11 protein-coding genes are annotated in these 13,399 nt (G+C 59.6%); 4 read left to right on the forward strand and 7 right to left on the reverse strand.

Features of this window, described 5'->3' with window-relative positions:
- Nucleotides 1-19 precede the first annotated feature (19 nt).
- The 3 genes from CUN63_RS24720 to CUN63_RS24730 form a co-directional block, all read right to left on the reverse strand.
- Nucleotides 20-853: a DUF4123 domain-containing protein gene (locus CUN63_RS24720; RefSeq protein WP_129443285.1), complete on the reverse strand. Its 834-nt coding sequence runs from the start codon at nucleotides 851-853 to the stop codon at nucleotides 20-22.
- A complete protein-coding gene (tssI, locus tag CUN63_RS24725) occupies nucleotides 850-2,925 on the reverse strand; it encodes a type VI secretion system tip protein TssI/VgrG (protein WP_129443287.1) in 2,076 nt (691 codons plus the stop codon). The genes CUN63_RS24720 and tssI overlap by 4 nt, the downstream gene beginning before the upstream one ends.
- 131 nt (nucleotides 2,926-3,056) lie before the next feature.
- A complete protein-coding gene (locus tag CUN63_RS24730) occupies nucleotides 3,057-3,572 on the reverse strand; it encodes an Hcp family type VI secretion system effector (protein ID WP_054051032.1) in 516 nt (171 codons plus the stop codon).
- Nucleotides 3,573-4,017: 445 nt separating this feature from the next.
- Here CUN63_RS24730 and CUN63_RS24735 point away from each other — a divergent pair, with 445 nt between their 5' ends.
- A complete protein-coding gene (locus CUN63_RS24735) occupies nucleotides 4,018-4,695 on the forward strand; it encodes a type 1 glutamine amidotransferase domain-containing protein (RefSeq protein WP_129443289.1) in 678 nt (225 codons plus the stop codon).
- Nucleotides 4,696-4,851: 156 nt separating this feature from the next.
- Here CUN63_RS24735 and CUN63_RS24740 read toward each other — a convergent pair whose 3' ends face one another.
- The 3 genes from CUN63_RS24740 to CUN63_RS24750 form a co-directional block, all read right to left on the reverse strand.
- Nucleotides 4,852-6,237, reverse strand: coding sequence for a VOC family protein (locus tag CUN63_RS24740; RefSeq protein WP_129443291.1), 1,386 nt, complete (start codon nucleotides 6,235-6,237; stop codon nucleotides 4,852-4,854).
- A 252-nt stretch (nucleotides 6,238-6,489) separates the two neighbouring features.
- The gene (locus tag CUN63_RS24745) at nucleotides 6,490-7,431 is read right to left on the reverse strand and encodes an alpha/beta fold hydrolase (protein WP_129443293.1); all 942 of its coding nucleotides are present in this window, start codon (nucleotides 7,429-7,431) and stop codon (nucleotides 6,490-6,492) included.
- Nucleotides 7,432-7,453: 22 nt separating this feature from the next.
- Nucleotides 7,454-8,908, reverse strand: coding sequence for an NAD(P)/FAD-dependent oxidoreductase (locus CUN63_RS24750; protein WP_129443295.1), 1,455 nt, complete (start codon nucleotides 8,906-8,908; stop codon nucleotides 7,454-7,456).
- A gap of 193 nt (nucleotides 8,909-9,101) precedes the next feature.
- On the opposite strand from CUN63_RS24750, the gene CUN63_RS24755 reads away from it, so the two are divergent.
- From CUN63_RS24755 to CUN63_RS24765, 3 genes are all read left to right on the forward strand, one after another.
- Entirely contained in the window at nucleotides 9,102-10,175 is a 1,074-nt protein-coding gene (locus CUN63_RS24755; RefSeq protein ID WP_129443297.1) for a diguanylate cyclase, read from the forward strand.
- Nucleotides 10,176-10,409: 234 nt separating this feature from the next.
- Nucleotides 10,410-11,651, forward strand: a complete 1,242-nt coding sequence (locus tag CUN63_RS24760; RefSeq protein ID WP_129443299.1) for a M20/M25/M40 family metallo-hydrolase — start codon at nucleotides 10,410-10,412, stop codon at nucleotides 11,649-11,651.
- A gap of 356 nt (nucleotides 11,652-12,007) precedes the next feature.
- Nucleotides 12,008-12,310: a hypothetical protein gene (locus CUN63_RS24765; RefSeq protein WP_129443301.1), complete on the forward strand. Its 303-nt coding sequence runs from the start codon at nucleotides 12,008-12,010 to the stop codon at nucleotides 12,308-12,310.
- A gap of 98 nt (nucleotides 12,311-12,408) precedes the next feature.
- Here the strand turns inward: CUN63_RS24765 and CUN63_RS24770 are convergent, their stop codons facing one another.
- Nucleotides 12,409-13,278 (reverse strand): oxaloacetate decarboxylase, encoded by an 870-nt coding sequence (locus tag CUN63_RS24770; RefSeq protein WP_129443303.1) that lies wholly within the window; start codon nucleotides 13,276-13,278, stop codon nucleotides 12,409-12,411.
- Nucleotides 13,279-13,399 lie beyond the last annotated feature (121 nt).

Below are 13,399 nucleotides of genomic sequence, written 5' to 3' on the forward strand. Positions count from 1 at the left end.
TGCTCATCGTCCTTGTGATTCAGAGGCTTTCCAGCTGAGTCAATTTTTCACCCAGCGCCACGTCGTTACGAGCCAGGAGTTCTGCATCAGGGGCGTTTGCCCAAAAGGAGTCTCCACGGCTTATGGCGAGGCGTAGCCAGCGCTCCTGATCTGCCATCTGTTGGTAGCCTGCTTGTTGTCCGGCCAGCAATTGACGATGTACAAACTCGACGGTGTCTTCGGCGGGTAATACTTCGCGATAGTCCTCGGCAAAGCGTGCTGCAATGACCTTCAATCGACCTTGTTCAATCGATTCTTCGCGCTCCGGGCTCAGGTACAGCCAAGCGGGCGGTTGCAGTTCGGTGGCGGGACTTTTGGGGGGCTTGGCGCAATACCGCCAGCCCATTTCGTTACGCCAGGCCATGCCGGTGAACGGCCCAATAAACTGGGCGCGCTCAGTTTCATTGAGGCTGCGCAGCAGGGGCTCCAACCAACGTGGATCGAAAAACCGCATCATTTGTTGCGGCGCGTCGTCGGTGCGCACAGTGAGCAGGCTTTGCCAGTGTTCAACCCCGTTATCCAAGGCTTGCTCATTGCTCAGCCAGGCCACGCAGCCGGCGTCGGACTGCTCCAGCAAGGCACTGGCATAGGCCGTCGAGTCGCCTTTTGCAGGGCACACGACAACGTAAGGTCCAGCAGGTTGAAGTTCGGCATATGGCGTGTTGAGGAATAGTGGAATACACCGAGGGCGAGATTGTTCGTCACCTTGAAACAGACGCGTCAGCAAATCCGCATCAAAGCTGCCATCCAGAATCAGGCACATGGTGCCCGGTGACGCAGCTTGCTCGAACGGCGAAGGAATCGAGTCCATCATGCTGTTTTACCCGGCTGGTGAATGGGGCAATGGCCGGAGGCATCGAGGTGGCACGAAGGAGTCGGCAGTAGCACCCCTGTCTTTGCTTGCGCTTTATACGATGCAAGGGAGGGCGCAACAACCTGGCCAGCCTTATCCGCATCCGCCTGTTTCAATACCCCCGGCATCAATGGCGCAGCACCTGTCCCATTTCCCGGACTGCCGCCGGAATTCATGTTGATCACCGGCCCGCTCAGCGTCACACCGCTGGCGTCGATCTTGATGAAGCTACCACCCCCCATGAGGGTCAGTTCGCTGCCCGCTTCGAGCACGACTTTCATGCCGCTGCTCAGGTGGATTTCCTGGCCGGCTTCGATGAATTGGCCTGTGCCGACCTTGATGTGCTGGTTGACGCCCACGGTGAGGTGGTCGTTGGCGCGGGTTTCGACTTTGCGGTCGGCGTAGACGGTGTGGTGTTCTTCGGCCTTGAATTCGCTGTAGCTGTTTTGCTCGACGGTGTCGTGGCGTTCGTTGCCGACGCGGATTTTCTGGTCGTGTTCGACGTTTTCGTCCCAGTCGCGCTGGGCGTGCAGGAAGATTTGTTCCTGGCCCTTTTTGTCTTCGATGCGCAGTTCGTTGTAGCCGCCGCCACCGGGGGAGCTGAGGGTTTTGAAGGTGCTGCGGGTTTTGTTCGCCGGCAGGGCGTACGGGACGACGTTTTCCTTGTGGTACAGGCAGCCGCTGATCAGCGGTTGGTCGGGGTCGCCTTCGAGGAAGCTGACGAGCACTTCCATGCCGATGCGCGGGATGGCGATGCCGCCGTAGTGGGCGCCAGCCCAGGCGGAGGAGACGCGCAGCCAGCAGCTGGTTTTGTCGTCGGCCTGGCCTTCGCGATCCCAGTGAAATTGCACTTTGACGCGGCCGTATTGGTCGCAGTGGATCTCTTCACCTTTTGGCCCGGTGACCACGGCGCTCTGGCTGCCGAGGATGCGCGGTTTTTTCTGGGTCAGCGGTGGGCGATTCGGCACGTCCCACGGGGTGGCCTGGAAGCGGTTGCGGTAGCCCTGGTGGAAATCGTCTTTCAGGTTAGTGGTGCTGCTGGTGACCGACTCTTCCAGCACTTGCGGCTGTTTGCCTTCGTGGAGGATTTCGGTCAGCAGCCACAGGTCGTTCCATTTGGCTTTTGGGTGTTGGGTCAGGGCCAGGAAGTGACCGCTGACCAGCAACGGCTGATCGCTTTTGCCTTCGGCGAGCTGGAAGTCGCTGCGGTGACGTTCGAGGGCGCGTTTGGCCAGGTGCTTGCCGCGTTCGCGGTCGACGAAGCGACCGGGGTAGTCGTAGTCTTCGAGGTCGGGCAGGGCGTCGCCACGGTTTTCGCTTTCCAGGGTCAGGCGCGGTTTTTCGAAGTCGTAGTCGCGGCGGGTGGTGCGGCTGGTGCGGGTTTCCAGGCGCAGGTCGAAGCGCTTGATCACCGGGTCATTGGCGACCATGCCGGAGTCTTGCTGGTAGGCCACGGGCGCGAGTTTAGGGAACACCGTCTGGTCATCGCCGAACACCAGCTTGTGGGCGGTGGCGCTGTGCTGAAAGTGGTAGTGGATACCTTCTTCCTCGCACAGACGCTGAACGAACTGCAGGTCCGATTCATCGTACTGAACGCAGTAAATGCGCTCCGGATAAATCGCCCCGACTTTGAATTCATAGGCGTTGCTTTGGATGCCGTGCTCTTCGAGGACGCTGCCGATGATTTTCGGCACGTTAAGGTTCTGGAAGATGCGTTGGTTGATGCGGTGCGCCAGGTAAGACAGTTGCGGGCGCAGGGTCACCGCGTAGCGGGTCAGGCGTTTGCCGGAATCACCCTGGGCGGCGCGGTAGATCTGGCCATGGATGCCGCTGCCGTCAGGCGAGAGCTGCAAGAAGGCCGGTTTGTGCAGCAGGGTCTCGAGGTCCAGGGACGGCTGTTCACTGACCAGCTCCACCTCAAACACAAAGGGCTGGCTGATGGCTTCCCGACCTTGCAGGGAAAGAACCTGGAAGTCGCTGGAAAGACCTTCGATAGTCAGGGCAAAGTGAGTTTGATTGGCCGGCGCGAACATCCCTTGTTCCTCGTGCAGTGCTGTGGCGTTCGCCAATACCGGAAAAAGGAATCAGCAGACGCAAAATTCTGAAAGGGCGTAAACAACATCGACCAGCAGAGCTGGCCGATGCGTGAAGCGGTCAGCCGCGATTAAGCGACTGGCTGACGCCAGTCATCGGAACCCGAAGTACCGGATACTTCGTGGGTCCAGGTGATTTTGCGGTAGGTGAACTGCACTTCTTCCAGGTGAGTGAAGTGCGAGTTCGACGGGTCCTGGCAGTTGTGCATTTTGTTGTTGATGGCGACGATGATCGCGTCTTCCAGTTTGGTGGTGTAGTAGTGCTCTTGGGTACCTTGAGCCGAAGTGCGGTACCACTGGATAACGATTTCGCTCATGCGCTCGCCGGAGGTCAGAGCAGCTTGCAGCAGTGGCGAAGCCTTGTCGTAGACCTTGGTGATCACGACTGGCTTGTGAACGCGCTGACCGGTCGGTTGGCCGGACTGTGGGTCACGCGGGATGATCACGTCGTGGCTGAAAGCCTGAACCATGACCTGGTCTTCGTGACCTTCCTGGTAGGTGTTGCCAACCGAGTCGGCGGTGAATGCGCCGGCAGTGATCAGACCTTGTTTCTCGCCAGTGACGGACATGTACGCTGGTGTAGCCATGGATGTGCTCCTTGCTAAAAATTGAGGGTGCCCGGGAGGCGGTATCGCCCGGTGGGTGCCTGACTGTTATCAAGGTCCGTGCCAGAAACGGTTAACGCTATATAAATCAGGTGGTTGAGAGGTTTTTTCGGCCGCGTGGAGAATGTTCGGCAGCGATTGCCTGTGAATGTGCGCAAGAAGTTGCGCAGTACTGCGCAACTTCTTGCGCACTTGGCTGGGGCGCCTGACAGGCCGGGCGATCAGCCCCCCGGGAAGGGCTTTCGCACCGTTGATTGCGCAACTTCTTGCGCATCAAGGCGCTTGGCCATCATCGGGTGACCAGTCGTCTCATTGGCCGAAAACCGGCAGCAGAAGCGCTAGGGTGACAGGTGCAACGAACACTGCAGCCTGGAGGTCAAACTCAGCGCCGAGATAAATGAACATCTGCGAACTCAAGGAGTACGACATGAAAATCCTGATGGTTCTAACGTCACACGATCAATTGGGTGACACGGGTAAGAAAACCGGCTTTTGGCTGGAAGAATTCGCCGCACCGTATTTCGCCTTCAAGGACGCCGGCGCTCAGTTGACCCTGGCCTCGCCCAAGGGCGGCCAACCGCCGCTGGACCCAAAAAGCGACGAGCCGGACGCGCAAACCGCGGCCACCGAGCGCTTTCGCAAAGACTCTGCCGCCCAGTCCGCATTGGCGTCTACCGCTCTGCTGAGCAGCGCGAGAGCTGAAGATTACGATGCGATTTTCTATCCGGGCGGCCATGGCCCGCTGTGGGATTTGGCCGAAGACAAAATTTCGATCGCTCTGATCGAGACGTTTTACCAGGCGGGCAAACCGGTCGCGGCCGTCTGCCACGCACCGGGTGTGTTGCGTCACGTCAAGGGCGCGGACGGCCAGCCGCTGGTCAAAGGCAAGCGCGTGACGGGGTTTACCAACACTGAGGAAGAGGCGGTGCAACTGACGAAGGTTGTGCCGTTTTTGGTGGAGGACATGCTTAAGGAGAAGGGGGGTGTTTATTCCAAGGGGGCTGACTGGGCCAGTTATGTGCTCACTGATGGTTTGCTGATCACCGGTCAGAATCCGGCTTCCTCTGAAGCAGCGGCACAAGAACTATTGGCGAAGCTCCGCTAAATCTGACGTGTAGCAGCTGGCGCAGCCTGCGTTCGGCTGCGCAGCAGTCGTAAAACCGGCAAACACGGTGTGTCTGAAAGACCGCGGCGGCGGATACAACGACTGCTGCGCAGCCGGACGCAGGCTGCGCCAGCTGCTACATGTTTGTGCCACGCTTCAGACAGCGAGGCTCGACGCTGCGAAACATTCCTCGATCGAGCGCCGCTGCGTCTCGGCATACAACGCCAACTCATCAATCGTCGATCGCCCCAGCGCCTTCTCGAACACCTGCCGGTTCGATTGCACACCATAGTGGGTTTGCGCCGCATCGCCCAGGTTCGACTGAAAAATCCCCGCAGCGCTGACTGGCAGGAAATCTTCGTACACCAACGGTTCAACCCGCAAATACCCGCCGCTGAGCAGATCCTCCAGCGACCACGATTTCAGCTCATCGGCCCCCAAACCTTTTTCCGTGACGAAGTAGCGAAAGTACGCCAGTTCCTGTTGGCGCATGCCCTCAACGGTGTCAGGGAATTCTGCAAAGTGCTGCGCCATCAGCGCGTTGTAGCGAGCGGCGTTGGCTTCGTTGGGGAAGTCTTTCAACTCATCACGGGCAACGTTGAGCAAACGGTCGTAAAGCGCCCGGCCTTTGGGGGTGAGCGCGGCACCGCGTTGCTCGATTTCGCCGAAACGGGCGCTGTGGCTGCCACGATTCTCGGCTTGATCGGTGAAGGCGACAGGCTCGTCCAGGGCCTTGAAACTGGTCTGGCGCAGCAGGATCGGGCACTGACGGCGGGGCGGGCCTTCGATCACCGCTTTGGGGGTGATGCCGTGGGCAGGCATTTGCGCCTGGACGATGTCGATGTCCAGGGTGCGCGGCGTCAGGTGGTTGATATGCGGGCCGGTGAACGCCACCACGTCGGCGATCAGGCGATGCTGGGCGCTGAGTTTGCGGTACTGCTCGGCGGTCACGGTGGCGGTGTGATGCCAGCGGAACGTTTCCAACGCCTGTTCGACGAAGTCCTGGGCCTCCTGTTCGGTGAGGCCGCCCTGGGTTTCGGCGCGCTCGATGAGAATCAGCGCAGTGGGCGTGAAGATCGAACGCTTATCCAGCACCGATTGGGCGAACGCGCGCAGTTCCAGGTCGTCGATCAGTTCCAGGCGCAGCAGGGAGGTGAATACCCGGAACGGGCTGACCTGCAACGCTGCTTCATGCACCGCGCGAAAAGCCGTGGAGTGCACCGGCACGCCGGCCGGGGTCAGGTCGTAATAACCCACCGGTTGCATGCCCATCACGGCAAACAGCCGGGCGAGGGTGGCCAGTTCATCGGCGGTGCCGACACGGATAGCGCCATGCCGCTCCAGGTCCAGGCGCTGGATTTCACCGGTGCTGTTCAACTGTCGGGCGATCTGTGGATCGCTGTCCAGCACGTGACGGTTGGTCTGTCCCACCAGTTCCATCAGCGCGCCGTACAGCGGCACTTCTTCGCGGTACATGTCGGACATCGCTTTGGAGAAGCGTTGGCGGATCAGGTCAGGGCTGACGAAGTTCGGGTGACTCATGAAAGAATTCCTGGCGCGGTGACGTAAAGGATGCGGGAAAAGATCGCAGCCTTGCGCGGCGCTGACAAACGAAGAATCTTACGAACTTCATTCTGCAAAGGACTGCTTGTTGTAGCAGCTGCCGAGCCTGCGAGGCTGCGTTCGGCTGCGAAGCAGTCGTGAAATCAGCCACTGTGGTGTGTCAGAAGGAACGTGCATACAGGGTTTGCGACTGCTGCGCAGCCGAACGCAGCCTCGCAGGCTCGGCAGCTGCTACACCGGAAGTTCCGAGCGCAGCGATGCCAAAAATTCCCGATACAGCCGCGCCGTGTTCGTCGGTTGTTCCACCATCGGCATATGGCCGGTGTGGTCCCAGACTTCCACTCGCAGATCGGCGATGCCTTTGCTCCAGATCGCCACGCTGCTGACATCGATCAAGCGGTCCTTGTGTCCCCACAGCAACAGCGCCTGGCACTTGATGTCGGGCAGTTTCGGCTCCATCGGCGGGCTGGCACGGAAGTCGTTGAAGATTTCTTCCAGCTCATCGCGACTCTGTTCATAGCGTTGCGCGATGGCGTCCAGCACCACCTTGGGTACCCACGGCGGTTCGGCCATGGTCATGGCGTAGAAACGCTGGAATTCTTCCCTTGAGTGAATAAGGAACGGGTTGTGGCCCTTGGCCAAATGCCGCTCCAGGTCGCTGGCTTCGGGGGCGGTGACACCCGCGGGGTCGATCAGGGCCACCGAAACAATGCGATCCGGGTACGTGGCCGCGAGCCACGCTGCCATGTAGCCGCCCATCGAGTTGCCGATCACGTGGACTTTCTCGACGCCGCAGACATCGAGCAACTGGATCATCCGCTTGGCCTGCAAAGGAATGTCGTAGCCGCCGCCCGCCTTGAAGCCGGTTTCGCCATGGCCGGCGATGTCGGGGATGATCACCCGATAGTTGCCGACAAAGTGCCGGGCAAAACGCAGCCAGATGTTTTTGTCGGCGCTGTAGCCGTGGAGCATCAGCACGCTGCTGGACGCTTCGTACGGCCCGCCTTGCCAGGTCGAGACGGTCATTTCGGCGATCGGCACGACAATTTTGTGCAGTCCATACAGCTTGGCCTCTATCGACATGTCCAAGTCATAGAGCCAATAACCGATGGCCGGGTAACTCAACCAGCTCCAGGCCGCGAAAACTGCGATAGCGACAACCAACAAAAGCATCAGGCATCTTCCTTTTACGTGATCAGGACAGAATGTGATCGGCGGGTTTCAGCGCCCTGGTCAACCGGTGATAGCTGAAACTGAAGCCCGGAAACATCGCAATCACATGACCGCTCTTGCTTTGATACCAACTGTGGCAGCCCCCGGACTTCCATACGGTGCGTTCCATCTCCCGGTGGATCATTTCAGTGTAGGTACGTTCTGCTTCGGGGCGTACTTCGATGCTGCGCAAACCGTGTTCTTTTAACGTGCGGATGCAATCGAGAATGTAATTCATCTGGGACTCGATGATGAACAGCGCCGAGGTGTGGCCAATGCCCGTGTTGGGGCCGGTGACGATAAACAGGTTGGGGAAGTCCGGCAGGCTGGTGCCGAGATAGGCCCGCGGATACTGGGCCCAGAAATCTTTGAGTTGTGTGCCGTTTTTGCCGGTGACCGGGTAGGAAATCACCCCGTCGGTGGCGTCGTAACCGGTGGACCAGACGATCAGGTCCAGGTCGATGTGTTGGCCGTCCTGGGTGACGATGCCGGTTTCATCGATGGCGGCGATGCCTTGCTCGCGGCTGTGCAGGCTCACGTTGCTGCGACCCAGCGCCGGGTACAGGGTGCTTGAGATGATCACCCGTTTGCAGCCGATGACGTAGTCGGGTGTCAGTTTTTGCCGTAATTGGGGGTCGGGCACTTGCCGTTTGAGGAAGCGCAGGGCGTGTTGCTGGACCAAGCGGATCGCTGGTTTCGAATACTTGAAGGCAATCACCCGGGTTTCGAACAGCCAGTAGATCATCCAGCGCAACAGTTTGTAGGCCGGTTTGAGCCCCAGTAACCAACGCTGGAATGGCCCAAAGGCACGGTCGGCCCGAGGCAATACCCAGTGAGGCGTGCGCTGGAACACATGCAGATGCTCGACGTCCGGGGCAATCGTCGGAATCACCTGGGCCGCGCTGGCGCCGCTGCCAACGATGGCCACGCGTTTTTGCCGGTAATCGTAGGTGTGATCCCAGTTGTTGGTGTGAAAAGTCTTGCCCTGAAACCGCTCCTGGCCCTCGAAGTGTGGAATCACGGGTTGGCTCAACGGCCCGGTGGCGTTGATCAGGAACTGCGCATGGAACGTGCCTTTGCTGGCGGTGTGCACCGCCCAGCGTTTGCCGTCATCGTCCCATTCGATGCGCTCGACATTGGCCTGCAGTTCCACCTTGTCTCGCAGGCCGAAGTGCTCCACCACGTACTGGGTGTAGTGGTGCAGTTCGGCCTGCTCGGCGAACATTTGCGTCCAGCGGTAGGGCGCGAAGGACAGCGAATAGAGTGGCGAGGGCACGTCGACCGCGGCACCAGGGTAGGTGTTTTGGCACCAGGTGCCGCCGAAAAAGTCCCGTCGTTCCAGCAGGCGGAAATCGTCGATGCCTGCCTTGAGCAAATTGATCGCCGCGCACTGGCCGCCAAAACCGCTGCCGATGATCAACACTTGAAAGGTCTGCATGGGCCTCCTTTTTTATCGTTATTGATCGAACCCTCCTTTCATGTATAGCCAAACATTGGGCGCTCGCCTCATGGCTATGCCTGGGTATTCAGACCGCCAGCCGGTGATGGCTATTTGACGTTACCCTGATAGACTCTCACCACACTTGAAACCCTAGTGTTTTCAGGTTCCGTTCTGTGGCGCAGAGGCTCCTATGGGAAAAACGGGAGGAAAAGGACTTTCACTGGCCAGGAGGCTTTATACATCGCGAATCCTGGGATTAGCTTTGGGGCTGTTGCTCGTGAGCGCGGCGATGTATCCACTCAACCCGGCACCGTGGGTCTGGGTGGCGATGCTGCTCAACGCCGTACTCTGGCCGCACTTGGCTTATCAATGGGCGCGCCGCGCGCAAGTGCCTTATCACGCTGAACACCGCAACCTGCTGGTGGACGCCTTTCTCGGCGGCTTTTGGGTCGCTGCCATGCAGTTCAATCCGCTGCCCAGCGCGACGACCCTGTCCATGATGGCGATGAACAACGTGGCCATTGGCGGTTTGCGTTTCCTGTTGGCGGGAACCGTGGCGCAGATTCTCGGGATAGGCGTCGGACTGCTGATTTTCTCCCCCTCCTTCATCCCGCAAACCAGCCAAGTGCAGATGTATGCCTGTTTGCCCTTGATGTGTTTGTATCCGCTGGCATTGGGCTGGATCTGCTTCCGCCAGGCCCACACCCTCGGCCGACAAAAGCGTGAATTGCTGGCCCTGAGCCGCACCGACAGCCTCACCGGCCTACTGAACCACGGCGCCTGGAAGGATCAACTGGAAGTCGAACTCCAGCGTTGCAAGCGTCAGCAGCAGGGCGGGGCGATTGCGCTGATCGACATCGATCATTTCAAATCCATAAACGACACCTACGGCCACGTTGCCGGGGACATCGTCCTGCGTCAGTTGAGCAAAATGCTCAAGCAGAACTTGCGCGCGGCGGATGTTGCCGGGCGCTACGGTGGCGACGAGTTCTGCGTGATCCTCCCGGACCTTCCGCTCACGAGCGCTGCGGCCGTGATGGATGCCCTGCGTGATCGCTTCGCCACCTTGGGTTATGAGCAGAGCCCGGCGCTGACAGTCAGCCTGAGCATCGGCCTGGCCGCCTTCAACCCGGCACACACCGACGCAACCCTGTGGCTCAACGACGCCGACCAGGCGCTCTACGAAGCCCAAGCCACCGGTCGCAACCGCGTCATCTGTTGCGGCGATGGCGAACCGCATCACGAATTACTTGATTCGGTGTGATCCATCACCAGTAATGTCGCCTGACATTCCGCCATCGCGAGCAAGCTCGCTCCCACAGGGGATCTGGGTGCTGCCCACATTTTGCGATCACCCGGATCACTGTGGGAGCGAGCTTGCTCGCGATGGCTTCAACTCGGTCCAAAGCCGAACGCTCAGTGTCGCATCGGGTCTAGAGCCTTGCGCCGTAGTCAGGTAGGGTGTTTTTCACCCCCGACACGAAACAAGGATCGATTCATGACGTTCAATCTCCCTCGCTCCCTACTGGCCACCAGCCTTGGCCTGACCCTCGCCCTCGGCGCTTTCGCTCCCGCCGTTTTCGCCGAACCGCACAAGCAAGTCCTCGCCGATTCCGAACAGTACAAGGGTGAAGCCCTGAAGTTACTGGAACGTTTGGTGAACATCGACTCCGGTTCCGGTTATGAGCCCGGCCTGACCCAAGTGCGCGACATCGCCATCGACGAACTGAAAAAACTCGGCGCGACCATCGAGCTTGTGCCCAATACCCCGGACAAAAGCAGCCACGTGATCGCGACCCTGAAAGGCGCTGGCAAGGCAAAAATCCTGTTGATGGCGCACATGGACACCGTCTTCAAGGAAGGTTCGGCCGCCGAGCGTCCGTTCCACATCAAGGACGGCCGCGCCTACGGACCGGGCGTGATGGATGACAAGGGCGGCATCGTTGCCGGGATCTACGCGCTGAAAGTCCTGAAAAACCTCGACTTCAAGGACTACGCGCAAATCACCTTCCTGCTCGACGCCAGCGAAGAAACCGGCTCGGACATCGCCACCGACCTGATCAAGAAAACCGCCAAGGCCCACGACGTCACCCTCAACCTCGAACCCGGCCGCCCGGCGGATGGCCTGGTGGTGTGGCGCAAAGGCAGTGCCACCGCGGTGGTCGAGGTCAAGGGTAAGGCGGCTCATGCCGGTGTCGCGCCGGAGCTGGGACGCAACGCCGCCATGGAAGCGGCACACCAGATTTTGCAGCTCGGCAAACTGGGCGATGCGGAGAAGAAAACCACCATCAACTTCACCGTGCTCAAGGCTGGCGACCGCACCAACGTGATTCCGGATCAAGCCACCGCCAAGGCAGACGTGCGGGCAGCGGTGCCGGAAGAGTTTGACCGGATCGAAAAGGACCTGGCGCGGGTTTCGAAAGACAAGCTGATTGCTGACACAGAAGTCACCACCACACTGCAGCGCGGATTGCCGCCGATGCCGCAAACGCCGGAATCGGATCGGCTGATGGCCATGGCTCAGGGGATTTACGGTGAAATTGGCCGCAAGTTGACGGAAGAAGGTAGCGGTGGGGCGGCGGATGCCAGCCTGTCAGCGGGCGTGGGTACGCCGACGCTGGATGGGTTCGGGATTGTTGGCGGGAATATTCATACGCCGGAGGAATACGCGGAGGTTGAGAGCGTGGCGCCGCGGATTTATCTGTTGTCGCGGATGATTATGGAGTTGGCCAAGCGCTGATCTCACTGCTGATCGTTCCCGCGCCAGAGCGTGGGAACGATCATTGTGTGGCTCACAACTTTCCAAGACGTTTCCTACGACGTACCCTGTTGCCGCGTTTCGGCATCGACCCCTATAGTTCGGGCTCGCGGAAAACACCGCGAACGACCTTGGCCGGTCGAGTTTAGGAATGCTTCAGCGTCCATAACACCATTTCAGACGTTTATTACGTCTGAAATGGTGTGTTATGGCGGCTGTGCGTGGGACACCTTCGGGTGTGCCGGGTCTTTCAGGTACCGGTCGGCCAACCCGCACACGGCTGCCACCTTACATTCGCTTGGCCGCGAACGGTGGTAGCTAAACCTGGAGTTAAACCCATGTTCGACCAAGTCATGCCCCGTTACCTCCCCATCGACACCTACGACGCCGAAACCCCGGTGCTCTTCATCAACACCCACAAAGAACTCAGCGACATCGCCGCTTGCGCTGCGCATCGCTTCACCGTCGTTCGCGATCTGGCGGACACCTTGTCCAGCCTGAACCTCAAAGACATTTCCGATTGCGATCTGATGCGCGTTACCCGGGCGGTTCATCTGCTGATGCGCGAAGGCTGCGCGATGCTGGATGTGGTTCAGGCGCGGGCGTTGCAGCGGGAGGTGGAGTTCAAAGCCGCGGTGTAGGCAAGATCAAAAGATCGCAGCCTGCGGCAGCTCCTACATAGAGATGGCGTACACCCTGTAGGAGCTGCCGAAGGCTGCGATCTTTTCGGTGGAATCGGTTACTCCTTCACGCTCATAAACTCTTCCGCCCAACGGATGTATTCCTCAGGCTGCGTATAGGTGTGGGTCAGTTCGGTAGCGCTCAGGTCCGACGCCTGATTAAAGATCTGCCGCTGTTCCCGCAGGCTGTCATACGTGGCCTTGATCGCGGCGAAGTAGGCGCCGTGACCATCGATGGTGACGCGCACACCCAGTTCGGCCAGGCGTTTATCGTCGCGCAGCAACGGATTGCCATAGGTGACCAGCATCAGCGGCACGCTCAGGTGCTCGGCGATTTGTTCGAGGTGGTCGAAGTCCCGCACGCCCACCATGCAAATCCCGTCCGCACCGGCCTGCTGGTAATGACAGGTACGGCTGATGACTTCCTGCACCGGCAGGATCCCGGCGTTGGTGCGGGCGATGATTGCCATTTCCGAATCGACCCGTGCTTCCAGTGCCGCACGAATCTTGCCGACGCCTTCCGCCACCCCGATCAGGTCAGTGGACTTGCGGCCGAACTGGGCGGGCAGGAGCGTGTCTTCGATGGTCAGGGCGGCCACACCGGCACGTTCGAGTTCGACGATGGTGCGCATGACGTTGAGCGCGTTGCCGTAGCCGTGGTCGGCGTCGGCGATGACCGGCAATTGGGCGACACGGCCAATGCGAGTGGCCTGCTCGGCAAACTCGCTGAGGGTGATCAAGGCAAAGTCGGGGGCGCCCAGTACCTGCAACGATGCGACTGAACCGCCCAGGATCCCCACTTCAAAACCCAGGTCAGCGGCAATGCGGGCCGACATCGGGTCGAAGACCGACGCCGTGTGATAGCAGGCGTTGGAGGCGAACAGCTCGCGAAAGTTACGGCGTAAATCTTGATGAGAAAGCCTGGACATATGAGTTCCACCACTGCAATGGGAATGGAAGGGCTTGAGCAAAAGTGTCAACGCCGAAGGAACAAAAGGCTATCACGCGAGCGGGGGAAGGATGATGACGAATTTGCAGAGGCGGATGGAC

Source organism: Pseudomonas sp. ACM7 (genome assembly GCF_004136015.1).
GTDB classification, from domain to species: domain Bacteria; phylum Pseudomonadota; class Gammaproteobacteria; order Pseudomonadales; family Pseudomonadaceae; genus Aquipseudomonas; species Aquipseudomonas frigoris.